Annotated in this window: 22 protein-coding genes and 1 pseudogene; 11 read left to right on the top strand and 12 right to left on the bottom strand. The window is 73.2% G+C overall.

The annotated features are described in order from the left end of the window. The first annotated feature begins 10 nt into the window (after window positions 1-10). A complete protein-coding gene (locus tag D5H75_RS31815; protein ID WP_119930270.1) occupies window positions 11-1,072 on the top strand; it encodes a hypothetical protein in 1,062 nt (353 codons plus the stop codon). A 361-nt stretch (window positions 1,073-1,433) separates the two neighbouring features. Here D5H75_RS31815 and D5H75_RS31810 read toward each other — a convergent pair whose 3' ends face one another. Next, a complete protein-coding gene (locus D5H75_RS31810; RefSeq protein WP_242454644.1) occupies window positions 1,434-2,150 on the bottom strand; it encodes an alpha/beta fold hydrolase in 717 nt (238 codons plus the stop codon). Between the two features lie 206 nt (window positions 2,151-2,356). Here D5H75_RS31810 and D5H75_RS31805 point away from each other — a divergent pair, with 206 nt between their 5' ends. Both D5H75_RS31805 and D5H75_RS31800 read left to right on the top strand, forming a co-directional pair. Further along, window positions 2,357-4,090, top strand: a complete 1,734-nt coding sequence (locus D5H75_RS31805; protein WP_119930268.1) for a primosomal protein N' family DNA-binding protein — start codon at window positions 2,357-2,359, stop codon at window positions 4,088-4,090. A gap of 146 nt (window positions 4,091-4,236) precedes the next feature. Next, window positions 4,237-5,247, top strand: a complete 1,011-nt coding sequence (locus D5H75_RS31800; RefSeq protein ID WP_147425336.1) for a hypothetical protein — start codon at window positions 4,237-4,239, stop codon at window positions 5,245-5,247. A 183-nt stretch (window positions 5,248-5,430) separates the two neighbouring features. Here D5H75_RS31800 and D5H75_RS31795 read toward each other — a convergent pair whose 3' ends face one another. After that, on the bottom strand, window positions 5,431-6,858 hold the full coding sequence (locus tag D5H75_RS31795; protein WP_119930266.1) for a hypothetical protein: 1,428 nt from the start codon (window positions 6,856-6,858) through the stop codon (window positions 5,431-5,433). 200 nt (window positions 6,859-7,058) lie between these two features. Between D5H75_RS31795 and D5H75_RS31790 the strand changes: the two genes are divergently transcribed. Both D5H75_RS31790 and D5H75_RS31785 read left to right on the top strand, forming a co-directional pair. Next, entirely contained in the window at window positions 7,059-7,547 is a 489-nt protein-coding gene (locus D5H75_RS31790) for a hypothetical protein (RefSeq protein WP_119930265.1), read from the top strand. Window positions 7,548-7,758: 211 nt separating this feature from the next. Beyond that, window positions 7,759-8,709 carry a hypothetical protein gene (locus D5H75_RS31785; RefSeq protein ID WP_119930264.1) on the top strand — a complete coding sequence of 317 codons (951 nt, stop codon included), beginning with the start codon at window positions 7,759-7,761 and terminating at the stop codon, window positions 8,707-8,709. Between the two features lie 176 nt (window positions 8,710-8,885). Here D5H75_RS31785 and D5H75_RS31780 read toward each other — a convergent pair whose 3' ends face one another. Genes D5H75_RS31780 through D5H75_RS31760 form a run of 5 tightly spaced genes read right to left on the bottom strand, consistent with a single transcriptional unit; the run spans window position 8,886 to window position 12,815 of the window. Further along, window positions 8,886-10,064: a protein-L-isoaspartate O-methyltransferase family protein gene (locus D5H75_RS31780; RefSeq protein WP_119930263.1), complete on the bottom strand. Its 1,179-nt coding sequence runs from the start codon at window positions 10,062-10,064 to the stop codon at window positions 8,886-8,888. Continuing rightward, complete coding sequence (locus tag D5H75_RS31775) at window positions 10,061-10,513, bottom strand: lasso peptide biosynthesis B2 protein (protein WP_202638707.1); 453 nt, start codon at window positions 10,511-10,513, stop codon at window positions 10,061-10,063. The genes D5H75_RS31780 and D5H75_RS31775 overlap by 4 nt, the downstream gene beginning before the upstream one ends. Beyond that, the gene (locus tag D5H75_RS31770; protein WP_202638706.1) at window positions 10,513-10,782 is read right to left on the bottom strand and encodes a PqqD family protein; all 270 of its coding nucleotides are present in this window, start codon (window positions 10,780-10,782) and stop codon (window positions 10,513-10,515) included. Before D5H75_RS31770 ends, D5H75_RS31775 begins: the two co-directional genes overlap by 1 nt. After that, window positions 10,779-12,632: an asparagine synthase-related protein gene (locus D5H75_RS31765; protein ID WP_202638705.1), complete on the bottom strand. Its 1,854-nt coding sequence runs from the start codon at window positions 12,630-12,632 to the stop codon at window positions 10,779-10,781. Before D5H75_RS31765 ends, D5H75_RS31770 begins: the two co-directional genes overlap by 4 nt. Before the next feature lie 21 nt (window positions 12,633-12,653). Continuing rightward, window positions 12,654-12,815 carry a lasso RiPP family leader peptide-containing protein gene (locus D5H75_RS31760; RefSeq protein WP_202638704.1) on the bottom strand — a complete coding sequence of 54 codons (162 nt, stop codon included), beginning with the start codon at window positions 12,813-12,815 and terminating at the stop codon, window positions 12,654-12,656. A gap of 354 nt (window positions 12,816-13,169) precedes the next feature. On the opposite strand from D5H75_RS31760, the gene D5H75_RS31755 reads away from it, so the two are divergent. Next, window positions 13,170-14,342 (top strand): DNA polymerase III subunit beta family protein, encoded by a 1,173-nt coding sequence (locus D5H75_RS31755; RefSeq protein ID WP_119930259.1) that lies wholly within the window; start codon window positions 13,170-13,172, stop codon window positions 14,340-14,342. Window positions 14,343-14,479: 137 nt separating this feature from the next. On the opposite strand, the gene D5H75_RS31750 is transcribed toward D5H75_RS31755, so the two are convergent. After that, window positions 14,480-15,217 (bottom strand): hypothetical protein, encoded by a 738-nt coding sequence (locus tag D5H75_RS31750; RefSeq protein WP_147425335.1) that lies wholly within the window; start codon window positions 15,215-15,217, stop codon window positions 14,480-14,482. 208 nt (window positions 15,218-15,425) lie between these two features. Here D5H75_RS31750 and D5H75_RS31745 point away from each other — a divergent pair. Continuing rightward, window positions 15,426-15,704: pseudogene (locus D5H75_RS31745) on the top strand (transposase); the annotation flags it as partial. Between the two features lie 218 nt (window positions 15,705-15,922). Here the strand turns inward: D5H75_RS31745 and D5H75_RS31740 are convergent. Continuing rightward, window positions 15,923-16,768 (bottom strand): NAD(P)H-binding protein, encoded by an 846-nt coding sequence (locus D5H75_RS31740; RefSeq protein WP_119930296.1) that lies wholly within the window; start codon window positions 16,766-16,768, stop codon window positions 15,923-15,925. 201 nt (window positions 16,769-16,969) lie between these two features. Between D5H75_RS31740 and D5H75_RS31735 the strand changes: the two genes are divergently transcribed. Then, the gene (locus tag D5H75_RS31735; protein ID WP_119930256.1) at window positions 16,970-17,224 is read left to right on the top strand and encodes a TetR/AcrR family transcriptional regulator; all 255 of its coding nucleotides are present in this window, start codon (window positions 16,970-16,972) and stop codon (window positions 17,222-17,224) included. 312 nt (window positions 17,225-17,536) lie between these two features. On the opposite strand, the gene D5H75_RS31730 is transcribed toward D5H75_RS31735, so the two are convergent. After that, window positions 17,537-18,307: a helix-turn-helix domain-containing protein gene (locus D5H75_RS31730; protein ID WP_119930255.1), complete on the bottom strand. Its 771-nt coding sequence runs from the start codon at window positions 18,305-18,307 to the stop codon at window positions 17,537-17,539. 86 nt (window positions 18,308-18,393) lie between these two features. Between D5H75_RS31730 and D5H75_RS31725 the strand changes: the two genes are divergently transcribed. Further along, entirely contained in the window at window positions 18,394-19,251 is an 858-nt protein-coding gene (locus D5H75_RS31725) for an NAD(P)H-binding protein (protein ID WP_119930254.1), read from the top strand. A gap of 428 nt (window positions 19,252-19,679) precedes the next feature. On the opposite strand, the gene D5H75_RS31710 is transcribed toward D5H75_RS31725, so the two are convergent. Beyond that, window positions 19,680-20,414, bottom strand: coding sequence for a TetR/AcrR family transcriptional regulator (locus D5H75_RS31710; protein WP_119930253.1), 735 nt, complete (start codon window positions 20,412-20,414; stop codon window positions 19,680-19,682). A 76-nt stretch (window positions 20,415-20,490) separates the two neighbouring features. Here D5H75_RS31710 and D5H75_RS31705 point away from each other — a divergent pair, with 76 nt between their 5' ends. Continuing rightward, on the top strand, window positions 20,491-21,711 hold the full coding sequence (locus D5H75_RS31705) for an FAD-dependent monooxygenase (protein ID WP_119930252.1): 1,221 nt from the start codon (window positions 20,491-20,493) through the stop codon (window positions 21,709-21,711). 87 nt (window positions 21,712-21,798) lie between these two features. Here the strand turns inward: D5H75_RS31705 and D5H75_RS31700 are convergent, their stop codons facing one another. Continuing rightward, window positions 21,799-22,761, bottom strand: coding sequence for a GAF and ANTAR domain-containing protein (locus D5H75_RS31700; protein ID WP_119930251.1), 963 nt, complete (start codon window positions 22,759-22,761; stop codon window positions 21,799-21,801). 251 nt (window positions 22,762-23,012) lie between these two features. Between D5H75_RS31700 and D5H75_RS31695 the strand changes: the two genes are divergently transcribed. Then, window positions 23,013-23,306 carry a coenzyme F420-0:L-glutamate ligase gene (locus tag D5H75_RS31695; protein WP_202638703.1) on the top strand — a complete coding sequence of 98 codons (294 nt, stop codon included), beginning with the start codon at window positions 23,013-23,015 and terminating at the stop codon, window positions 23,304-23,306. Window positions 23,307-23,347: the final 41 nt, after the last annotated feature.

The raw sequence follows: 23,347 nt of genomic DNA, 5'->3' as shown, positions 1-23,347 counted from the left end.
TGCTGACAGCATGAGATTCCTCGTCCAGGCCGAACACCTCAAAGACGCCCTCAACGCGGCGCGCGCCGTCGTCCCCCTCAACCCCGAGATCGCCGCCCTGGGCGGCGCACGCCTGCACGCCGGGACCCGGCAGGTGAAGGTCACCGGGTACGACCGCACGACCTCGGTGACCGCGGTCGTCGCCGGCGCCAGTGTGCGGGCGGCGGGGACGGCGATCGTGCCGCCCCGGCCCCTGGCCGCCTACCTGGCCGGCCTGCCCGCCGGCACGCCCCTGGACGTCCAGGTCACCGGGGGCAGGCTGCGGGTGGCCGCCGAGCACGGCCACCCCTACACCTTCGAGACCATCGACGCCGCCTACCCCGATCCGCCCTCGCCCCGCGGCCCGCTCGTCGACGCCGACCTGGAGCGGCTGCACCTCGCGCTGTCCGCCTGCCGCACGTCGGTCTCCCCCGAGGGGACCGTGCAACTGGTGTCCACCGCGCGGTCGCTGGTGCTGCACTCCACCGACACCTTCCGGCTGACCCGCGCCGAACTGCCCGGGGCCGGCCTCGGCGAACGCACCTGCCTGGTGCCGCTCACCGCGCTGGACCTGATGGCCAAGATCGGCGCGACCCGGGCCGCGGCCGACGCGTCGCTGCTCAAGGCCGCCTCCGCGCAGGTCGCGGTCACCACCCGGCTGGCCGCGCCCGAGTGGTTCCCGGCCGTGGGCAACGTGCTGGACGCCCCGCCCCCGCACCAGGTGGACGTGCCCCGCCGCGCCGCCGCCCAGGCGCTGGCCCGGCTCGCCGCCCTCGGCGAGGACGCCACCGTCACACTCCGCCTGGAGTCGGCCGTGTGCACCCTGGCCGCCGCCGCGGACACCACCGGCGACGGCGCCGAGACGGTCGAGCTGGAACACGCCGCCGGCACGCCGTTCACCTGCGCCTTCCGGCTGCCGTTCCTGGCCCAGGCGGTCGCCGCCCACCGCGCCGAGACGCTCACGCTGGGGTACGACGCCGACACCCGGCCGCTGCGCCTGACCTCGGCCGAGCCGTTCCCGCTGACCACCCTCGTGATGCCCGTCCGGCCGTAACCCCACCCCCGCGCACCGACGCCACGCCTTCCGGGCAGCACCGAGCCCCGAGGCGGCGATCGGGACCGTCGCCGCGACGGCCCGCTGCCGGCTGCGGAGATCCCGGCCGATCATCTGATCGCCGGGATCTCATCGTCCCCGGGGCTCCAGAGCCGGCTCATGTCCCGGGTGGGGCCTGCGGGACCGCGCGGGGCCTGCGGGACCGCGCGGCAGAGGGCTCGGATGATGCCGCCAGGTCACGGGAAAGGCCCCAGTCGGCGTCGCCGCGCATGGCGACCCGGCTTGGCGCCGGGCGCCGGAGCGCTCGGCCGCCCCGGACCGGCCGTGCGGCCGAGCGGGGCTCGCCGGGCGGAAGCGGCGATCACCCCTGCTCGTGGAAGAACGCGCGCGCCAGCCGGATCAGCTCATCGGGTCTCTCCACCTGGACGGCATGCCCACTGTCGATCTCCTCGTACCGGCTTCCGCTGATCGCGGCGTGGAGCGCACGCGCGTGATAGGGAGGCACCAGCTGGTCCCGGCTGAGCCCGATGACCAGGGTGGGTGCGGTGATCTTGGGCAGCAGGCCGGAGATGTCGATGCGCAGCCCGAGATCGATGCGCCGATCCGTCGCGGCGGGAAACCGGCGCGCGGTCAGTTGCCCGACCTGCCCGGGACCCAGCCCCGCGAGGAAGTCCGGGCTGAGGGCCAGGGAAAGGCCGAAACGGGTGCTCAATTCGGGATCGAGAGCCTGCAATCGCTTCCATGTCTCAAAGACCAGCCGGTGGCGGGCGTCATCGCTGCTCACCCAGCCCGCCACCAGGATCAGGCGGCGGATCATCTCCGGGTGGGCCGCCGCGGTCGCGGCGCTGACGACCGCGCCCAAAGAGGTGCCCAGCAGATCCACCGGCCCGCCTCCCGCGTCATCGATGACGGCCGCGACCTGGGACACGAGGACGTCAAGCGAGAGCGGACCGTCCGGGATCGTCGACTGGCCGGCGCCGGCGTAGTCCGGAGTGATCACCGTACGCCGGTCCGTGAACCGATCGACCAGATGGCCGAACCCGGACTGCCCGTCGCTGTTGGTCCCGTGCAGGAGCACCAAGCCCGGACCCTCTCCGGCTCGCCGGTATGACACCGTCGTCCCCTCGGCCGACACCACACGCATGCCGAACTCCCTTCATCGAACCCGTCGATCCGAGGGAGGCATGATGACATCCGGCACCGACAATTCGGGCCCGTACGACCTTCGCCGGGCCGATGCCACGGAGTGCTGACGGGCCGGTCCGCGGCGGGACCGTCCGGGGCATGCCGCACCCCACCGAGCCCCGCCCCGGCGCCCCGGCCGGACCCGGACCGTCCGGGGCCCCCGCCCCGCCCGGAGCCGCCGCACTGTCCGGAGCCGCCGCACTGTCCGGAGCCGCCGACGTGCTCGTCGACGGCTCCGGACGCCTCGGCCCGCTGAGCTACCTCGTCCCCGACGACCTCACCGTGCGCCCGGGCGACGCGGTGCACGTGCCGTACGGCAGGCGCGCCGCCCACGGCGTCGTGGTCGGCCCGGGCGACCCCGCCAAGGCCACCCGGCCCATCACCGCCGTCTGGGGCAAACGCTGCGACCCGGCCGACATCGAGGTCGCGCGGGCGCTGGCCGCCCGCCAGTTCGCCACCTTCGCCGCCATCGCCGGGCGGCTCTCCCCCCGCAAGGGCCGCGGCGCCACCCCGCGCGACCCCGGCCCGCTGCGCCTGACCGCCCAGGCCGAGGCCGTACGCTACCGGCGGCCGGCCAACCCGCCCGGCCGCCGCCGGGTCCTGCTGCTGCGCGCCCCGCTGCTCGACCCGGCCGTGCTGGCCGCCCGGGAGGCCGCCGCGGCCGCCTCCGGCGGGGGACAGGTGCTGATCCTGTGCCCCACCCTCGCCCTGGTCGACCGGGTCCGCGCCTGCTTCGCCTCCGGCGTGGTCACGCTCAGCGCCGCCGCCCCCGGCCGCGACTGGAAGGCCTTCTGCGAAGGGGCCGCCCCCGTCGGGGTGGGCACCCGCGCCGCCGCCCTGTACGGGGCCGAGCGGCTCGCCTGCCTCATCGTGGTGGAGGAGGACCACAGCGGCCATTACGAGCAGGCCATGCCCAAGACGCACGCCCGTGACGTGGCCGCCGCCCGCGCCGCCGCCCGCGATCTGGCGCTCGTCCTCATCTCCGCGGCCCCCACCACCGCCGCTCTGGGCGCCGGCGTCAAGGTCGTGCCCGTCGGCGGGACCGCGCACTGGCCGCGGATGCGCCTGATCTCCCGCACGGCAGGGCCGCACCCCGGCGGCCTGCTGCCGCCCGGCGTCCGCGCCGCCCTCAAGCAGGCCGCGGCCGCCGGCCACACCCCGGCCCTGCTCGCCTCGCGCACCGCGTTCCAGGTCTGCGCCGGCTGCGGCGACCGCCGCTGCTGCCCTCGCTGCGCGGCCGGCGACCCCTGCACCCACCTGATCCGGACCCCCTGCCCCGCCTGCGGGCGCCCCGGCACCCGGACCATCGGCTACTCCGCCGAGGCGCTCACCTCCTGGGCCGCGCCGTACGGCCACGCGGTGTCCCTGGCCGAGCTCGCCGAGGCCGCCGGGCGGGGCCTGGTCGTGCTGCCCGACGTCGACGCGGTGATCCGCGCCCCCGGCCTGGACCCGGCCCAGGCGGCCGCCCGGCTCATCATGACCGCCGCCCAGGCCGCCGGGCCCGGCGGCACCGTGCTCGCGGTCACCTCCCACCCCCGCCAGGACCTGCTGGCCGACCTGTTCACCCGCCGCGACCAGGTGGCGGTCGCCAAACGCGCCTACCACGACGCCCAGGCCCTGGGCCTGCCCCCGTTCGGCGCCCTGGTCACCCTGCGGCTGGCCCGCGCCACGCCGCCGAGCACGAAGGGCTGGCCGGGCGTCATCCACGGCCCCCGCCGGGTGGCGGGGGAGTGGGAACTGCTCATCCGGCTCCCCCGCCACCGGCTGCCGGAGCTCGACCCGATCGTCACCCGGCTACGCCGGGGCTCCGGGGTACGGCTGCGCGTCGACTGACGGCGGACGGGCCCGTCCACGCGCCGGCGGCGTGAGAGTTCTCGCCTCCGCCCGGTGCGGCCGCCTGCCGGGCACGCACAGTCCTTCGTGCACGACACGGAGAACCGGTAGCGCGTGAGGACGCGAGAAGAAGGAATGGTGGTGGCGTGGAAGACCAGACACCGCAGATGAGCTGCGATCACCCCTGGGACGCGCTCAGCCGCCTGGGAGATGAGGACGGCCTGCTCGGGCTCGTCTGCACCGACTGCGGCGAGCAGTGGAACCTGGCCGACGGCGAGACGGGCGACCTGGCCCGCGTGGCCGCCTCGGCCCTGGGCACGGTGCTCGGCGCCGGCATCGACAAATTCGACGCGCTGGAACGGCGGATGGCCGCGCTGGAGCGCTTTGTGAAACTCGCCCAGGACGCCCACACCTGCGACTGGTGCGGCGGCCTGTTCACGGCCGCCGACATGGTGGAGCTGTCGGGCAGCATCGCCTGCTGCGCGCTGCACCTGCCGGAGGTCGTCGGCAACCACATCGACCCCGCCGACCGGCCCGCCGCGGTGACGGCCGCCATCGGCTGGCTGGCGGCCACCCCCGCCGGGACGCTGCGCACCGCCCGCATCGCCGCGGGCCTGGCCGCGCTCAAGGCCGAGCACACCTCCGGCGCGGGCGCGGTGGCGCCCGAACTGGAGGCGATCCTGGGCGGCGACGTGCGTCTGGAGCCCGCGTTCGCCGCGCACTTCGGGCTCCCGCCGTACAGCCCGGTGGCGGACGTGACCGGCGCGCTGTGCGCCCGCCTGGAGCTGGCCGTCCCCCGCACGCCGGCGGGCCGTGCCATGGTGCTGGCGCTGGCGGACGCGCTCAACGTCACCGCCCGGCACCAGGCCGCCAACCTCGACGGCGGCGTGAACGCCTTCGCCGAGCTGCTCGTGGACGCCGCCCCGCCCAACGGCGACGCGCTCCAGGTGGCGGTGCGGGATCTGCTCCGCGAGGAGAACCTGCGCGAGGAGGCGCTGGACGACGGCGGGCACCAGGTCCTCGAGGCCGCGTTCCTGCGGGTCACCGAGGACATGGTCGAGTCGCTGGCCGAACCGGACCGCGAAAGGCCCGGAGCGCGGGTGTCCTCCTGGCCGGCCCGGCCGCCCGGGCCCGCCGCGCAGCGCCGCGCGGAATAGCCGCCCGTCCGGGCCGCAGACCGGCGTGGGCCGCGGAGACGACGGCGACCCCTCACCCTGATGGGAGAGGGGTCGCCGATGCGTGCCAGGCGGACGCGGGGTGCCCCGGGCAGCACGGGTGCGCCCGGGCAGCACGGAGCCCCCGGGACAGGCCGCGCGCCCGCGGCGGCCGGGCCGCGGCGGTCAGGACCCCGCGAGCAGGTCGCCCAGCCGGCGATCGTCCCCCTCCCGCAGCGCCGCGTCGATCTCGTGCAGCGTCGCCGGGCCCAGCAGCGCCGCGTGCCGGTCCGCCAGCAGGCGCCGGCCGTTCGCGGCCAGGTGCTCCAGGGCCTGCTGGGGCGGCAGCAGGCACACCAGTTCCCAGGGCAGGGTCACCTGGTGGGCCAGCTGGGGCGGCCACTGCCCGGTCTGGCCGCACACCTCGATGACGGCGCGCAGCACCGCCCGCGGGTCGGCGGCCTCCCGCAGCGCGGCCGGCCAGTAGGGCACGGCCCGGCCGGCGAGCAGCTCGGCCAGGTGCGCCGGGCTGTCCTTGTGCACCCGGATGAGCGCGTGCTGGTACGAGCCCAGACCCATGACGATCACGGGCGACCGCAGCAGGCGCCGTACGGCCCGCGGCGGGGTCGCCGGGTTGAGCCCGAGCAGGTAGGCCAGCTGGACGTCGTCCTCGGCCGCCGCCCGCCCGGCCAGCTCCAGCAGGACCTCCGGGGAGGTCTCCGCCCGGACGCGGCCCGCCGCGCCGGCCCGGGTGGGGTTCAGCGCCTCGCCGATGATGTCCAGGTCCCGGCGGATGCCCAGGCGCCGGAGGGCCGCCTCGTCACACCCGCGCAGGAGCGAGGTCGCCTGCTGGTGGGCGGCGCGCAGCCGCGCGATCAGCGGTTCGCGCAGCCCGGGCAGCCGCGCCAGGAGCCCCGCGCGGCGGAACCACACCGCGCACGGATAGGTGTGGCGGTGGTCTCCGCGCAGCGCCGCGCGCACCAGCTCCGCGGGGTCGCCGTCGCCGAGCAGGAGCCCGGCCAGGTACTCCTGGGCGGGCGCCGGCAGGCCGACCTGGTGGTGCCAGGCGTTCTGGACGACGCCCTCGGCGATGTGCGGGTCCGTCACCACGTCCGCGACCGCCGCGATCACCTCCGGGTCGGACCGCAGCGCCTGGTGCAACAGCGTGGACGGCTCCTGCGTCCGCGACCGGGCGGCGGCCAGCGTCCTGAACGCGCACAGCCGCACGTCCTGCGGCACGTCGTCGCGCCGGGCCAGTTCCGCGGCGATGCCGACGTTGTCGCGGCGGGTCAGGGCCCGCAGGATGTGCGGGTTGGCCGACACGCGCGCGACCGCTTTGAGCACCGTCACCCGGCGCTCGCTGTCCACGAGCCGGTCGGCGTCCTCGGGGCTGCGGCCCGGCCGGCTGATCCAGGCCACCCGGACCCGCACCTCCGGCATCGCCCCCAGCGCCTGATCCACCTCCGGCGGCAGCGCCGGGTGGTGCGCCAGCCTGGCGAGCAGGTCCAGCTCGCCGTGCCGGGACAGGAAGTCGTGCAGGTGCCGCACCTCGTCGGCGTTCAGCTCCCGCGACTCCAGCAGGGACGCGCACAGCGCGCGTGCGAGCGGTTCCATGTCCGTCTCCGTTCCTCGGTTGCCTGTGCCGCCGCACCGTGGAGGCCCGTCCGCCAGACCCAGCGCGAGGCCGCCCGCTCGCCCGCCGCGGGCGCCGACTGCCCGGCGCGGCGGGCCGCGGGTGCCCGGGTGGCTGCGTCGGGGCGGGGCTCGCGCACCGTCACCGGCAGACAGACCCACGACCGGGAAGGCTGAGCCAGATGGCTGCTGAGAGAACGGAAGCGCGAGCCGCGGTCGCCGACGCCGTCGCGCTGCTGACGGCGTCCGGGGACCCGGGCCTGGAGGGCGTGTTCACCGAGATCGTCGCCGCCTACGCCCACCGGCGCGACACCGGCTCGCTGGCGGGCCTGCTGGCCACGCTCACCTCACTGCCCTATCTGGCCGCGCGGCTGCTCCAGGTCGAGCCGGTCACCCTGACAGAGGTGGCGGGACACGCCGAGCTGCGCTCGGGCCTGGCGTGCGCGCTGATGCGCTCGGGCCTGGCGGGCGACGTCGTCCAGCTCCGCGAGGACCTCAAGAGCGTCTCGCCGTCCCTGCACGAGTGCGCCCCCCGCCTCATCCCCCAGGTCGTGGTGTACGCCGGCGCGGCCCTGGACGTCGTCGCCGAGCGCGTGTTCAGCGACCGCCACCGTGTCCTGCAGCGCCTGGCCGTCATGATCGAGGCCCACCGCGAGTTACCCGCGCTCTAGCCTCGCGCTCCAGCCCCCGCGCCTGCGGCGGCACGCGTGCGTCCCGGGACGGGCCGGAGCCTGCGCCGGGGTGGCGCGCACCGCCGCATGCGGCGGGCCCCGGCCGGCCAGGGACGCTGGTGCAAGCCTCGCGACGCCCTGTTCGTCCCTGGCCCATACTGCGACAATGGCCGCGGATGGGTCGGCGGGGCGTGGTCTGAGAGGGCGTCGCGTGCTTACCAAGTTCTGGGAGACCTTCGCCGGGAAGCTGGCCGAGCAGTGGACCGCCCGCCTCTTCTCGCCCGCCCTCGCCTTCTGGGCCGGCGGCTTCCTGGCGTGGATCTACAGCAAGCCGAGCACGTGGGCGCAGACCATCACCGAGTTCGGCGCCGTGGTGACGAGGCTGCCCGCCGCGACACAGATCGCGGCACTGCTCGGGGCACTGCTCGTCCTGGCCGGCTCGACGATCATCGTGGAGCGGCTCACCCCCACCCTGCTGCGGCTTCTGCAGGGCTACTGGCCGGACTTCCTGCGGTGGCGGCTGGCCTCGCGCCATCGACGCCGCCACTACGCCCTGGAGATCAAGTATCAGGGGCTGGCGGAGCGCAGGTTCGCCCAGTCCGGCTCAGACGACGGGCCGGGGCTGGGCGCCGACGACGAAGAGATCGAAAAGCTCGGCGAGGAGCTGCGCAAGCTGCCGCTCCCGCACCGGCTCATGCCCACCCGCCTGGGCAACACCCTGCGCATGGTCGAGGACCGCCCCAGGCTGATGTTCGGCCTGGCGAGCGACGTGTGCTGGCCCTACCTGTGGCTCCTGATCGACACCGATACCCGCGCCCAGATCACCGAGGCGCGCGACAAGATCGACAGGGCCGCGCAATCGTGGCTGTGGGGCTTCCTCTTCCTCGCCTGGACACCGTGGGCCTGGTGGGCCGCGCCGGTCGCCCTGCTGGTCATGAGCAGCTCGTACTGGCTGAGCGCGATCAGCGCCGCCGAGACCTACGGCACCCTCATGGAAGCGGCGTTCGCTCTCAACCGGTTCAAGCTCTACGGCGCTCTCGGCTTCCGCGTCCCCGAAGATCCGGTGCACGCGGAGTTCCGCACCGGCAAGGCCCTGAGCATGTACCTCGGCCAGGGCTACGCCACCGAGGAGCTGCGCCGCCTATGGATCTTCGGCGAGTGAGACCGGTCCAGGGCCCGACATGTGAGAGAGGCCCGGCACGCGCAGGCCGCTCCGAACGGCGGCCCACCCTTCACGCGCGAGGCGGGGGTGTCGCACATGGGGAGGGTGCGGCCGGGAAGGCCGCACCCTCGGGGTTGCGATCGGGCGGGCTGCTCGGGTGAGCGGCCGCGCCGGTGTCAGGCGCTCGCCGGGTGGGCGTCCCCGCGGGGGGACTCTCCGGAGAGCGTGTGCCACTCGGTGGGGAGCAGGACCGGCTGGCCGGGCGCGCCGTCGAGGGTGAAGGCGCAGGCCCAGTCGCCGATGGCGGGACGGCCGGCCCTGTCCCACTCGCCGACCAGCGCGCGGAGCCGATCGAGCGGCGACCCCGCGCCGGTGTGGCGGGCGGTGCCGTCGAGGTGGATCCAGGCGGTGCCGGCGCCCGGCTCGTGCAGGGCGCACATGCCTGCGGCCGGGTCCAGCCCCTCGGTCCACGCGCGCGTGGTGCGCGGGTCGCGGGCCGCCAGGTGGAACCACAGGGCCTGGTAGTCCTCCCACTCCAGGGCCGGTCCCGTCCCGGGGACGGAGTCCAGCGCCCGGGCGGGCACCGGCGCGTCGGGCAGCCGGGTGCGGCCCTCGGGCCAGTGGTAGAGCGGCCCGGAGGCGGTCATGAAATCGGCGTGCGAGACGGCTCGCCCGCCGACCCGCCCGCCGGTGTGCGGCGTGGCGGCCGGGACGGCGACCAGCGGATGCAGGCCGCCGTGCGCGAGCGGGACCAGCGCGAACCCTCCGGGGGCGAGCTGGTCGAGCCAGTGCGGGGAGATCCCGGTGACTCCGCAGGTCACGACGATTCGATCATAGGGGCCGCCGTCGCGGTGGCCGTAGTAGCCGTCGGCGTGCAGCGCGGTGGCCTCGGTGATGCCGACACGCCGCAGCGCCCGGGCGGCCTCGTCGGCCACCGCGCGGCTGACGTCGACGGTGACGACCGGCGCGCCGGTGATCGTGGCGATCAGGGCGGCGTTGTAGCCGGTCCCGGCGCCGATCTCGAGCACCCGCTGCCCCGGCTCCAGCCGCAGCGCCTCCAGCATCTTGGCGACCAGCGCGGGCTGGGAGGCCGAGCTGAAGCCGCCGGCCTCGTCGCCGGGGACGTGGGTCATGATCGATCGGTCGGAGTAGATCAGGTCGAGCAGCTCGCCCGGCGGGTTGTCGCCCACCGGGATGCGCTCGCCACGGTCGTTGACGGCGGGGATGAACAGGTGCCGCGGTACGGCCGAGAAGGCGCGCGCGACCGCGTCGGTTCGGACCGCGCCCTTGTCGCGCAGGTCAGCGGTGTATGCCGTGAGCCGGTCGGCGATGGATTCGGTGAGGTGCATGGTCATGCCCCGTTCGTGTTCGAGGTGGACTCGGCGGCGACGCTGAACGCCGGAGTATAGGTCGCGATGTTGCGCGCGTCTTCGCCCACGGGCCGGCCTCCGGCCTCCACCCAGGCGTGCGACTGCATCGGCGGGTAGCGCATCCCGGTCCGCCACGTCGGCCAGGTGCCGCCGGCTCGGCAGTACAGGGCGACGGCGACGGATCGGATCAGGCACTGGGTGTCGCCGCCGCAGCGCGGGCTGATCGTGATGATCACCTTCCAGGCCCGCTCGGCCTCCGGCAGGCCCGCCGGGCGGGCGCCGGCGGCGTAGCCGCGCAGCGCCCGCTCCAGCGAGTCGGGTCGGGATCGGGTGCGGGCCAGGACCAGCCGGGCCGCGCCGAGCGCGGCCAGACCGCGGACGCGCTCGGCGACGGTGAGCCGGATCGGTGGCGGGAGCGCCATGATCGAGCTCATCAGCCGTCCTCTCGCACGATCAGGTGCTGGGCCTCCAGCCGGGTCACCAGTTCGGTGACGTCCGCCGTGGCGCGGGGCAGCCCGATCGCGTGACGCTCGTCCAGATCCCGCGCCAGTTCCGCGACGGTCGTCCCGGCCGCCAGCCGGTTCACCAGCGGGGCGGCCGTGGGGTTGGGCGCGTAGAACGTGCCGGTGCGCTTGGAGAGCAGCACCTGGTGCTCGGCGTTGCCGACGTGCAGGACATCGGAGTGGAGCCGGATGGTGGTCACGTGGTTCCCTTCGGGGTCTGGGCGGCGAGCTGACGGAGCCAGATCTCGCACGCCAGGGTTTCGTTGAGGAACGACGGGGGTGTCCGGGCCGCCTCGGCGGCGCCGATCAAGCGGCGGACACACGCGTCGTCGATCAGTCCCAGGCCGGCCAGCGCCGACCCGTCGAACATCTCCAGCAGGGCCTTTCGGTTGGCGAGCAGGCCGTGCATGATGTCGTGGTTGTAGTGGCCCTTGGTCCGCCGTTCGGGCAGAACCGGGCCCACGATGGGGCCGAGCGCCGCGTGCAGCAGCGGCTTGACCTGCCAGGGGTCGGTCCGCTGCGCGGGGTGGACGGCCAGGCAGGCGGCGACCACGTCCCGGTCATAGAACGGGAAGTGGGCCTGGACGCCGAGCGTTTCCAGCGCGTCCCGGTACAGGGCCGATCGGCGCGCCACCGCGTGCAGGCGCACCAGTTCGTGGTGCCGGGCGGGGGTGGGCGCGAGCGGCTCGGCGCCGGTCGCGGCCTTCCGCAGCTGATCGCGCAGGATCGCGACCGTCTGCCCGGTGGCCCAGACCGGCAAGCGGATGCGGGCCTCCCACGCGGCCACCTCACTGATCCGGTCGCGCTCGGCGTGGATCAGATCCTCGCCGGCGGCCTGGGCGAGCCAGTCCCGGTAGGACGGGGCGTCGGCCAGGGCCGCCAGCAGCCGCCAGGGCGAGACCCCGGACAGGGCGGCGTGGCCGCGGATGCGGCGCCAGGCGTCGCGTGGACGACGCCGCAGCTCCTCGCGCAGGTACGCCACGGGCGCCCCGAGGACCTCGTCGCCGCCCTGACCGTTGAGGTGGACGCCTACGCCCTCGGCGGTGAGCACCTGGGTCAGATGCCGGATCCGGGCCGCGGACGCGGCCGACGGCACAGGCTCGTCCAGGACCGGCAGCGTCAGGCCGGGCAGGCCGGCGTACATCGCCGGATGCTCGGCCGGGTCCAGGACCTGGTGCCGCACTCCGGTGAGGCGATCGGCCACCTCGCGGGCCCACGGCAGGTCGTCGTTGCCCGCGGTCCGCGAGGCGACGGTGACCAGCAGCGTGTCCCGGTCTTCGGCATGCCGCGCTCGGGCGGCGAGTGCGCTCAGGGCGGCCGAGTCCAGGCCCCCGGACAGCTGGCAGCTGGCCGCGGACAACCCGCCGACCCGGGTGGAGACGGCGTCGGCGAGGGCCTGCCCCAGCAGCGGCGCGCCCTCCTCAAGACTCAGGACGGCCTCGGGCGGCTCCCAGTAGCGGGTGCACTCGGCCGTCCGTCCGTCCAGTGTGAGAGTGAGGCGGTGCCCTGGCGGGATGGGCGTGACTCCGTGGTACGGGCCGATGCGCGCGGCCACGGGATAGGGCAGCTCAGGGCTGCCCAGCCGGGCCGCGAGCCACTGCTCGTCCACGCCTGCCCCGGTCACCGACGCCAGGACGCCGGCCCGGTCACTGAGCCACACCCGGCCGTCATGGCGGGCCTGGAACAGGCGCCGCAATCCGGCCGGATCGGTATAGGCCCGCGTGAAGCGCGGGCCGCGGGTCAGCAACAGGTAGTCGCCGGGCAGCCGCGCCAGCGTCTCCAGATCGTCACGGGCGACCGCCTGCTCGACCCGGCGCCGCAGCGCCGCGTCGTCCAGCGGGCAGAACCCGATCAGCACGACCTGGACCGGCCCGGCCTCGATGAGCCGCCATTGCTGCGGCCCGGGGTCGCCGGCCAGCCAGAGCCGGCCGGCGACGTCGCGTACGGTGCGGGCCACCCGCCGCCCCAGGGCGGCGTCCTGGCCGTCGGCCAGGACGCACATCCAGGACAACCCGTGAACAGGGCCGTCGGGGCGGCGGGCGGCAGTCATGTCAGACTGCGTCATCGGGGGTCAGTTGCTGTAGTACTGCCCCGCGTCGGAGTCGTCGGAGCTGCCCACGGAGTAGCTGCCCATCGTGTCGGTCGCGAAGTCGCCGACCTTCTCCACGGCGGGCGGGACGTACCTGTCGACCTCGGAGGCGGGAACCTGCTGGGCCGGGCGGACGTTCTCCATGTTTCTCCTCACATCGTTTACGTCGGCGAATCGCCGCGGGAGTCCTTCACTCCCACGCGCCACCATGAGGGATAGAACGCAAGTTCCAATACCTTTTTGAGGGTGTCCGCAAAGGGCCCAAGCCGGCGCCCCTCACCGGAACCGGCCGGGCGGCCTGCTGGAGGCCCGTCCGTAGCCGGACAGGCCCGGATCGCCTGTGGCGGGTCACCGCCCACCCCTCGCCCGAGCCGCCCGGGCGGCCCGTGCCGGCGCTGCCGCCGGCGGCGCTCACGGGTCGCGCGCCGGGGTGGTTCCGCGGTGCGGCGGGGCGGTCATGGTGCGCGGGGACCGCAAGCCAGAAGGAGGAGGTCACCTGTGCGCATCACCTTCACCCGCCAGGAGTTCCTGGCGGCGCTGCGATGGACGGGACGGGCGCCGGCCGGCGGGCGCGGCCCGATGGCGGGCCAGGTCCTGATCGCCGCTCCCCAGAGCGGGCCCCGGGCAGAGGTGGCGTTCACCGCCCACGCCGATGACGCCACGTGGTGGCGCCATACGGCCGCCGCCCGGGTGTTCCGGCCCGGGGGCGTGACGGTCGAGGCGGACCTGCTGCGGGAGATCGCCGCGGCCCTGCCCGCCGCGCCGCTCACGCTCACCGTCCACGCCGCGACCGTGGTGCTGACGGCCGGAGCGGTCCGGTACGCACTGCCCGCGCTGCCGTCGCGCGAGCCGTACACGCCGGGCGCGGACGCGCCGGGAGCGTGCGTGGTCACGGTGGGCACGGCAGCGTTCGCCGGGGCGGTCTCGCGGGTCGCGCCCGCGGCGGCCACCGGGGAGAGAGACGGTGACCTGGCCGTGCTCGGCGGGGTGCACCTGGCGGCGCGGGACGACGAGCTGAGACTGCAGGCGACCAACCGCTACCGGCTGGCCATCGAGACCATCGCGTGCGAGGCGGCCGGAGACAGCGGCTTGGACGCGGTCGCGCCGGCCCGCTGGATGGCGGCCCTCGCCGCCGGGCTGCCCGGCGAACTCGCCCGGATCCATACCGACGGGCGCATGCTCACCGTGACCTCATCGCACCGCGCCTGCGCCGCGCGCCTGCTGGCCGGCGGCTATCTGCAGGTCGGCCAGTACGTCCCGGAGCAGGCCACGACGCGCGCCGAGACCGACCGGCGGGAGCTGCTCGCCATGCTGGAGCGCGCCGCCTTCGTGCACGACCCGCACAACAACCCCGTCGTGCTCGACATCGGCCGGGACCGGATCGGCATGACCGCCGCCGACGGCGGGACCGGCAGGCTCGAGGACGGCGTCCCGGCCGGCGTGCGCGGGCGCAAGCTCGTCGTCGGTGTCAACGCCGCGCTCCTCAAACAGGCGGTGCTCGCCACCCCCGGGCAGACGGTCACGCTGCACTTCGAGGGAGCCAGGAATCCCCTGAAGGTCACCGGCTCCGGCCCCGAGCGCGTGCTCCACGTGCTGGCCCCGCGGCAGCCCGCCCCCCACCAGGCGGCCACGCAGGAGACGGGAGAAACGGAGGAACCCGCCGCCGCCTGAGCCTGACGTACGGCGGGCGCGGCGCGTTCCCGCCGCCAACGACCGATGCCCCCGCACGATGGCGTGCGGGGGTTCGGCCTGGGAGCCGATACCGGTCGCGGGCCAGGAGCGGATCCGGAAGACCTCGATGGCCGTTGTCAGGCGGCCAGGGCCAGGGTGTGACACCCGGTGATCATTCCGGTGCCGTCCTGGATCAGGCCGTCGGGGTAGACCAGGTCCGGGCGGCCGGAGGCCTCGGCCACGAACCGGTTCACGATGTACCACACGCCGGGGCGCCGCTCCGGCAGGTTCTCGGCCTCGCCGAAGTCCACCTCGTACACCGGCATCGTCCAGCCTCCGGGCACCGGCAGCGCGCTGATCACGCGCCGCCGCTCGCGGCAGCGCGGGGGCGTGCCCCCGGGCGGCAGCACGTGCCGGGCGCCATCGGGGGAGTGGACGACCACGTCGTGCGGGGTGAGGTTGACCAGCTGGTCCAGGTGGATCTCCACCTCCCCGGCCGGGATCGGAGCCGGCCGCCGGACCCGCTCGCCGGGACGGGCCAGCGCCCGCGCCGCGGTGGCGTGCCCTGACTCGTCGCGGACGAGCCGGTCTCGGTACACCAGGTCGCGGCGCGGCGAGGCCTCGGCGACGAAGCGGGACACCAGGGTGAGACCGCCCGCCTGGGGCCGGGGCAGGCCGAGCGCCGGGCCGAGCTCGACCGCGTCGACGCCCGCGCGGGCGCCGCCGGGGAAGACGAGCCGCCCGATCGGGACGCGCTCCTCGCGCGTGAACCCGGCCGGCACGTCCTGCGGGATGTGCACGGTGCCCTCGGAGAACGCGAGGGCTTGCGGTTGACCTGTGGCGTTGCGCAGCGGACTGCGGCGGAATGCGGCCACGTCACCTCCTTGTCGATTGCGTCCGTTCACCGCAGACCATCCGAAGACCCCCCACCCCCGCCCCCAGGTGCCTGCGGTGCCTCAATGCGGCAGCGCCCCCTGAGTCGCAGCTTGTAGTCGGCCAGGACGGCGGCGTGAGGGGCGAAGAGCGGCACACGGCCCGCGACCGGCTCGTGCTTCCGGAAGCCGATCCAGGGCGATTACATGATCGCTAGGCATGGCCATCGACAACCGCACGCCACCCGCAGGGACAATCGTCCACTCCGACCAGGGGGTCCAGTTCGGATCCTGGGCCTTCACCCAGCGGGCCAAGGACTCCGGCCTTCTGCCCTCGATGGGCAGCGTCGGCGACCGCTTCGACAACGCCATGATGGAGTCGTTCTGGTCCCGGATGCAGGTCGAACTCCTCGACCGCCGACGCTGGAACACCCGCATCGAGCTCGCGGACGCGATCTTCGAGTACCTGGAGATCTGGCGCAACCGGCAATGACGGCACAGCAGCCTGGCATGCTCACCTCGATGCAGTTCGAGGGCACACCCACCGTGGCATGACAATCCAGGAACGCGACTCCGCCAGACTCGGGGCGCACCAGGGCCTTCAAGAAACCCGGACCGGTTCAGTCATCCGCGGACGCGATGACCGTTTCGCGCCTGCACTGGTGCCGGGTACGGGCGCGGAAACGGCGGAACGTCACCCCGGGTGGGTTATCTGAAGGCGGCGATGTTGCGGATCGCCCATTCGGCGAACGTGCGGGGCGCGCGGCCGAGGACCTGTTCGACGTCGGGACTGATCCGCTGCTCGGCGGGGGTGGGGTTGCCGATGATGTCGAGGGTGGTCTCGACCACGGGCTCGGGCATGAACTGCAGCATCTGCGCGCGGGCCTCGTCGCGGGTCTGCTCGATGAACCGGATCGGCTCGCCGATCGCGTCGCCGATCACCTCTGCTCGTTGCCGGGGCGTGCTGAGGGCGGGCCCGGTCAACTCGTAGACCTGCCCGGTGTGACCGTCCTCGCGCAGGGCTGCTGCGGCAACCTCGCCGATGTCGGCCGGGTCGATCCACGGCAGCCCGGTATCGCCGAAGGGTGCGGCGGCCGTGCGCTCCGTGCGGATCGTTTCGGCCCACGCGAAGGCGTTGGAGGCGAAGCCGCCGGGCCGCAGGATCGTCCAGTCCATGCCCGACTGCCGGATGGCGTCCTCGATGGACCGTCCTATTTGCCCATGGGAGGACGACTGCGGCCGGGTTGCGACTCCCTGAGAGGACAGCAGGACGACCCGTCGAACGCCACCGGCTTTCGCGACGTCGAGGATGCCCTGGGGGCTCAGCAGGTGCTCGCCGGCACCGCCGTCTTGGAGGAACACCGCGTCAGCGCCGTCGAAAACGGGCCGAAGGCTCTCGGGGGCAGCCAGGTCCACCTGGCGGTACTGGACTCCCTCCGGCACCGCCACGCCCGAGACTCCTCGGGACACCGCCGTCACCTGCTCGTCGGCCGCCGCGAGTGCCTGCACGAGCGGTCGGCCAACGTTGCCGGTGGCTCCCGTTACTACGATCATGACCTTTCCCATCGGTTGTCGTCAGTCATGCCGGGAGCTTTCTCCTAACTGAGTTAGTGGACTAACTGAAGCGCAACCATAGCCAGCCGAACCCGTTGCTGTCCATGGTTAGTTAGGTGACTGACTTGAAGATGAGCGATCGGGCCCCGGCCGCCACAAAGCGGGGCGAACGGGGAGCGGCTGATCGCCGCCGCAGTGCGGATGCTGCATGAGCAGGGCGTGGAGAAGACAACGCTCGCCGATATCGCACGGGCGGTCGACATCCCCGTGGGCAACGTCTACCACTTCAAGGCCAAGGACGACCTCGTCGAGGCGGCCATCGGCACGCACGCGCAGAGCCTGCAGGCAATGTCGCCCCAGCGACAACCATCACCCTGGATGGGAAAGTCCCTGCTCGGGAGTGTGCTGCCCATGACCAACCCGCGACCGTCTCACCCGGCCTCCCCCGATCCTTGATGAGCCTGCCCACGATGCGCGGCAGTACGGCCGGGCGTTGCCGCCGGCCCGCGCCGCGACCGCGTCCGCACGCCACCGCGTCCGCACGCCGAGCCCAGGAATGGAGGCAACCGGCCGTCGTCGGTGCCCACCAAGCCCGGGCGGGCACGTCTCCGGATCATCGATCACCTGCACTCAGGAGGGGCCCACACCACCCCCTGGCTTCGAGCTTAGATAGAAGGCGAGCCGGTGCCGGTCGGAGTGACAGCCAGAGGCCGGACGCACTCGCCGGTGGCCCGGCCCGGCTTCCGGCGGTGATCATCGGCGGCGGTGTCAGCAGGGCCGCAGAGCCGGCGTGCGCCCCTCGAGGAAGGCTCCCGGGGTGACGCCCATCAGCGTACGGAACTCGGCCGTCATGTGCGACTGGTCGTAGTAACCGGTGGCCGCGGCCAGGTCGGCCCAGCGAGGGCCCTGGTCATGAGCGAGGAGCAGCGCCTGTCGGACACGTTCGATGCGTTCGAAGTGTTTGGGCGACAGGCCGATGGCGTCGGCGAAGACGGTGCGCAGGTGGCGCTCGCTGACGGCCAGATGGCGGGCGACGGCGGGCACGGGCGCGCGGCGCCTGCCCGGACGGCCGCTCAGCGCCTGGACGGCGGCCTGGACCAGCTCGCCCTTCGCTCCGTCCGTTGACGTTCTGGTCGGCAGCACGGTCTCAAGGTGCTTGAGCACCAGCGCGTCGTCACCGTCGGCGCGCCGCAGGGTGGCCGTCAGCCGGTCGGCGGGAGCACCCCACAGGTCCCCGAGTCGGACCACGCGGTCGACGACCTCACTCACCGAGACGCCGAGCAACGGCCGGGCGGCGCCGGGACGCAGCCGCAACCGCAGGCAGAACGGGATGTCCTTGCCGGCATGGTACGAGGCGCGTGTGCGCGGCCCGACCACGAGCAGGTCGCCGGCCCCGGCGGAGGTCGTACGGAAGACCAAGGACGTGTCGGTGTCGGGGACGTGCACGAGCGGCTCCCCCTCACTCGCCCGCAGCACGCTCACCGCCTTGACCAGCGGGCGCAAACCGTCCGGCACGGTCATCGGGACCTCGATGCTCATGACCACACGGTAGCCGGGCGCTGAGGTGCCCGCGTGTGCCGAAAGTTCCTATAGGGGCTGATGGGCGGGGTGGCAGGGTGAGGCACATGATTGTTGTGACAGGCGCCACGGGCACGGTCGGCAGTGAAGTGACCCGGTTGCTGGCGGGCCGGGGCGAGCCCGTTCGGGTGATGACGCGGGAACCGTCGAAGGTCGCGGCGTTGCCGGCGGTGGAAGTCGTTCGGGGGGATTTCGACGATCCGGGGTCGCTGGCCGGGGTGGCGCGGGGGGCCGAGGCCGTGTTCCTGCTCAGTGCTCCGGGCCCGTGGGTTCCCCGGCATGACGAGGCGATGATCGCGGCGGCGCGGGCCGCGGGCGTGCGCAAGGTGGTGAAGGTGTCGGCCATCGGCACGGGAGAGGAGCACGAGGGCGCCAAGGTCGGGGGCTGGCATCTGGCCGGAGAGCAGGAGTTGCGCTCCAGCGGGCTGGAATGGACGATCTTGCGGCCGTCCAGCTTCGCTTCCAACGTCTTGAGGTGGGTCCCCCAGGTCCGGGCGGGGCAGCCGGTGCCGAACACCACGGGCCAGGGCAGGCAAGGGGTCATCGATCCGCGTGACGTGGCCGAGGTGGCGGTCACGGCGCTGACGTCCGATGAGCATGTACGGACCGTGCTCACGCTGACTGGGCCCGAACTGCTCAGCGTGCCGGACATGGCCAAGGCGCTGGGTGAGACGCTCGGGCGGGTTGTCGAGACGGTGGACGTGCCGCTGGAGGTCTATCGCACGCAGATGATCGCCGCTGGGGTGGATCCCGAGTTCGCCGACGTCGCGGTCAACGGCTCCCGGATGGTCGCGCAGGACGGCAACGCCCGGCTCACTCCTGATGTCGAGCGGGTGCTGGGGCGTGCTCCCCGGACATTCCTTACCTGGGCGACCGATCACAGCGCTGCTTTCACCCTCGGCTGAGGGCGGCGCTCGGGGAGCGGGAGCCGGGCGGCGCCGGCGTCCCAGTAGACAGTCTCCAGCATGAAGTCCTCGCGTGCCCGGCCGCGGCGGCGGGTCTTAGGACACCAGTCGGCCAAGCGGGGCCGGGGCTCTTCGCCGACGGCGTCGAGCCCCGCCTCCGAACTCGCCCGCCCGCGCCACCGGCCACCCCGACCACCAGCGATGACCACAAGCGTCATCGCGCTGACCGGCGCGAGCCTGCTGCTGCTGCTGATGGCCAAGTCCCGGGCACAAGAAGACCGAAGAACCTGCGCCGCTATTTTCACCCCTCGGCAGAGGCGATCGCTGAGGTTACGGGTCTGCTCGCGCCGGGCGACCGGGTCCGCTGACGGGGGCTTGTCCCCCTGACGTCGCCCTTTGATGCCCCTGCCGTTGTCGTCCACCGCGCATTAGGGGCGGGCGTGGGTGAGGGCGGCTATGCCGTCCAGGACCCGGTCGAGGCCGAAGACGAACTCGGCATCGCCGCCGTCCCACTCGTCGTCGACGGCACCGGCGGCCATGGCGGCGGAGACCGCGGGAAAACGGACCGGGTCGATCACGCGGGCGAGTGTCGTGGCGTAACGCGCGGCCTGGTCAGGGCCGGCCGCACCCACAGCGATCGACAGGCTGGCCCATTGCCGGACGTAGCCGGACAGCAGCATGACGACCGATAGTTTCTGGGATTCGGCCAGGCCTGTACTGCCCAAACAGGTGAGGCCACGTTCCAGCCAGGCGATCTGGTTCGGCAGGAGCGGAGGCCCGCTGACGGGGATCTGCAGCACCCACGGGTGCTTCCTGAGCGCGTGCAGGATGGCCCAGGCCCACTCGGTCAGCCCACCGCGCCAGTCCTTGTCCGCAGGTGCCTCGGGCGGCTGCCCGTAGGCGGCGTCCTGCATGAGGTCCAGCAGGTCGTCCTTGGCCGCGACATAGCGGTAGAGAGCCATGGTCGACACGCCGACCTCCTTGGCCACGCGTGCCATGGACACCGCTGCCAGCCCCTCGGCGCGGGCGACGTCCAGGCCTGCCTGGACGATCTGCGGCAGGCTCAGCCCCGGTCTGGGTCCCTTGCCCGGACGATCCCGCAGCCCCCAGGCCACCGCGATGCTAGCGGGGATGTTGGGTTCCTCGATGTTGACCACCTCCATAGATCTGTGTATATCATACGCAGATACGCATATGTCATACGCAGTAGCGTGTATGTCATACACAGATGGAGGATTCATGAAGGTGCTCATCTCCGGCGCGAGCGTCGCCGGTCCCGCCCTGGCGTACTGGCTGCACCGCCAAGGGTTTGAAGTGACCGTGGTGGAGCGGGCCGCCGCGCCGCGCCCCGGCGGCTACAAGGTGGATCTGCGCGGGGGGGCGGTGGACGTGGCGCGGCGCATGGGGATCCTCGACGAAGTGCGGCGACGGTCGACTGACATCCGGGGCGGGACGTGGTTGAACGGGGCGGGCAAGACCATCGCGACCCTCGGTCCCGACATGATCGGGTTCCGCGATCCCGGTGATCTGGAGATCATGCGCGGGGATCTGGCGGAGATCCTTTATGCCCTCACCCGGAACGAGGCCGAGTACGTCTTCGGCGACGTGATCACCTCGATCACCGATGTGGGCGGCGGGGCGCGCGTGACGTTCCAGAACGCGGCGTCGCGTACTTTCGACCTGGTGGTGGGAGCTGACGGCCTGCACTCGGGCACCCGCGCGCTGGCCTTCGGCCCCGAGCCGCAGTTCACCCAGAGCCTCGGCCTGGGCGTGGCGGTCTTCGGCGTCCCCAACCACCTGGATCTCGACCGCTGGGAGATGGTCCTGTCGGCTGCCGGGCACGTGGTGAACGTCTACAGCGTGCGGGCGGCGGCCGAGGCCAAGGCTCAGTTCTTCTTCCCCGCGCCGAGCCAGCCCATCCACCGGCATGATGTGGCGGCGCAGCAGCGGGTCGTTGCGGAGGCGTTCGCCGGGCACGGGTGGGAGGTGCCGCGGTTGCTGGCCGCGATGCCGACGGCGAGCGACTTCTACTACGACACCCTGGCGCAGGTACGCATGGACTCCTGGTCACGTGGGCGCACAGTGCTGCTGGGCGACGCCGCGTACTGCCCCTCGCCCGCGTCTGGGCAGGGCACCGGCATGGCCCTCGTCGGCGCCTACGTACTCGCCGGAGAGCTGGCCGCCAGCCAGGGTGACCACCGGGTCGCGTTCGCACAGTACGAGCAGGAGATGCGCAAGTTCGTGGAGCTGAACCAGCGGCTGGGCCGCACTGCCGCCAAGGGCATGGTGCCCGCGTCCCGTACCCGCGCGCGCATGCAGGGCCTCATGATGCGGATGGCGCCGCACATGCCGGGCAAGGCGCGGATGATGGAGGCCATGATGAAGCCGATCCGGGAAGCGGCCAACGGCATCCAGTTGCGCGACTATCCGACTGCGGCACGGCGGACGGCGCGGCCGTAGAAGGGCACATGCCGTTCGGCGCAACTTCACCTTGAAGGCCCTCCGCTCCCGAACATGTCCCCAGCCGCCAGGTAGCGGAGTGAGGGATCACGATTGCGGTTCGTGATCGTTTCGGAGCGGGGTCCTGTACTGGTGGGGTCGCGTATTTAACTGTCGCGGGTTCTCGATGCAGGCCGAGGCAGCAGTAACTGACCGCTCCAGCGGCGAACCGGCTTCATGCGCCGCTGAAGTAGTCAGAATCCGTGGATGCGGATCTGGCGTGGGGACGGTCGGAGGGGCCGTGTTGTTCCTCGCACGCCGGTCGGCGGGCCTCGGGTCCTCGCGAACTCGTGTCGCGGACTTCGCCACCACCGCACCGGCCAGGCCGGTCAGCTTCGGATTGTGATCGCGAGCATAGGCGCGCAGCGCGGTGAAGGCCTGCTCCATCGACCAGCCGTGCCACTGCGCCAGCACACCCTTGGCCTGCTCGATCACGACCCGGCTGTTGAGCGCCGTCTGCAACTGCTCGACCAGCGTCTGCGCCTGACTGACCGCGCGCTCCTGCAGCAGCCCGATCGTGGCCACCTCCGCCAGCGCCTGCCCGAGAGCGACCTTCTCCGGAGTGAGCGGGCCGGGCACGGCACGGAACAGATTCAACGCCCTGATCACATCGGCGCGCAGCCGCATCGGCAACGCGCTCACCGCGGCGAACCCGCACTCACGCGCCTGCTCGGCGAACTGCGGCCACCGCCGCCCCTCGGGCCCGGCAAGGTCCGCACAATGCACCACATGCCCACTGTTGAACGACTCCAGGCACGGCCCCTGCTCGTTCTGCAACTGGAACAACTCAAGTAGCCGCGACTGCTCACTGGAGGCCGCCATCAACCGCAGATTCCCCCGCTGGTCGGTCACCAGCAACCCGGCGGCGTCCACGCCAAGCAGCTCCACCGACCGCTCGCACAACATCTGCAGGAAAGCGATCACATCGAAATCGGTCACCAATGTGTCCGCCAGCGCGACGAACGTCCTGGCCAGCACCTGATCCGGCCCAGGAACCGAAACCTCGCCCATAGCGACACAGTAAGCCCCCCGCCCTACCACCCTGGAGAAGCAAACCCACAGCGCCAACCCGCGAACTCGGCGACGATCCGCGCGAGCCTCGAGTCGTCGGCACTCCCCTGCGCGGAACGCCGCCCCTCCGTCCATGAGCCCAGGCACGGGACGTGATCACCGCGGTCGAGACGAAGAGGTCGTGGGTTCAGATCCCGCCACCCCGACCCAGGTCAGAGGCCCTTTCCGATCATCGGAAGGGGCCTCTTTCATTGCCTGAGCGACAATGCCGCACGGCGGGCGCCGTCGTGATCGCCGACTCCGACGGACGCGCCGACCGGCGCGGCGCAACCGTCATCTCCATCGGCGCCGCCGGGATCGCCCCTCCGCGCGTCACCGAACATCAGGGCAAACTCCAGGAGGAGACCTTCGCCGACATGATCGCGGCCGCAGCCGGGATCATCCCGGGACAGCGCGGCCGGGGCGCGCCCGTCGCCGTCCTGCGGGGAATCTCCTACACTCCCTCGGACGGCGGAGTGAGCAGCATGCTCCACCACGCACCATGACCCCGCCGATTTCGGCTCTGGTCAACGCTCCTGCCGCCGTT

Source organism: Bailinhaonella thermotolerans (assembly GCF_003594875.1).
Classification (GTDB): domain Bacteria; phylum Actinomycetota; class Actinomycetes; order Streptosporangiales; family Streptosporangiaceae; genus Bailinhaonella; species Bailinhaonella thermotolerans.
Note: the sequence above shows the minus strand (reverse complement) of the source record. Positions and strands in the feature narration are given on the sequence as shown.

Coding starts and splice junctions, on each gene's coding strand:
- D5H75_RS31765 (WP_202638705.1), bottom strand. CDS start 12,632: ATGACTGCCGCCCGCCGCCCCGACGGCCCTGTTCACGGGTTGTCCTGG.
- D5H75_RS31705 (WP_119930252.1), top strand. CDS start 20,491: ATGAAGGTGCTCATCTCCGGCGCGAGCGTCGCCGGTCCCGCCCTGGCG.
- D5H75_RS31700 (WP_119930251.1), bottom strand. CDS start 22,761: ATGGGCGAGGTTTCGGTTCCTGGGCCGGATCAGGTGCTGGCCAGGACG.
- D5H75_RS31760 (WP_202638704.1), bottom strand. CDS start 12,815: ATGGAGAACGTCCGCCCGGCCCAGCAGGTTCCCGCCTCCGAGGTCGAC.
- D5H75_RS31740 (WP_119930296.1), bottom strand. CDS start 16,768: ATGATCGTAGTAACGGGAGCCACCGGCAACGTTGGCCGACCGCTCGTG.
- D5H75_RS31710 (WP_119930253.1), bottom strand. CDS start 20,414: ATGGAGGTGGTCAACATCGAGGAACCCAACATCCCCGCTAGCATCGCG.
- D5H75_RS31725 (WP_119930254.1), top strand. CDS start 18,394: ATGATTGTTGTGACAGGCGCCACGGGCACGGTCGGCAGTGAAGTGACC.
- D5H75_RS31805 (WP_119930268.1), top strand. CDS start 2,357: ATGCCGCACCCCACCGAGCCCCGCCCCGGCGCCCCGGCCGGACCCGGA.
- D5H75_RS31795 (WP_119930266.1), bottom strand. CDS start 6,858: ATGGAACCGCTCGCACGCGCGCTGTGCGCGTCCCTGCTGGAGTCGCGG.
- D5H75_RS31735 (WP_119930256.1), top strand. CDS start 16,970: ATGCTGCATGAGCAGGGCGTGGAGAAGACAACGCTCGCCGATATCGCA.
- D5H75_RS31780 (WP_119930263.1), bottom strand. CDS start 10,064: ATGACCATGCACCTCACCGAATCCATCGCCGACCGGCTCACGGCATAC.
- D5H75_RS31730 (WP_119930255.1), bottom strand. CDS start 18,307: ATGAGCATCGAGGTCCCGATGACCGTGCCGGACGGTTTGCGCCCGCTG.
- D5H75_RS31775 (WP_202638707.1), bottom strand. CDS start 10,513: ATGAGCTCGATCATGGCGCTCCCGCCACCGATCCGGCTCACCGTCGCC.
- D5H75_RS31790 (WP_119930265.1), top strand. CDS start 7,059: ATGGCTGCTGAGAGAACGGAAGCGCGAGCCGCGGTCGCCGACGCCGTC.
- D5H75_RS31815 (WP_119930270.1), top strand. CDS start 11: ATGAGATTCCTCGTCCAGGCCGAACACCTCAAAGACGCCCTCAACGCG.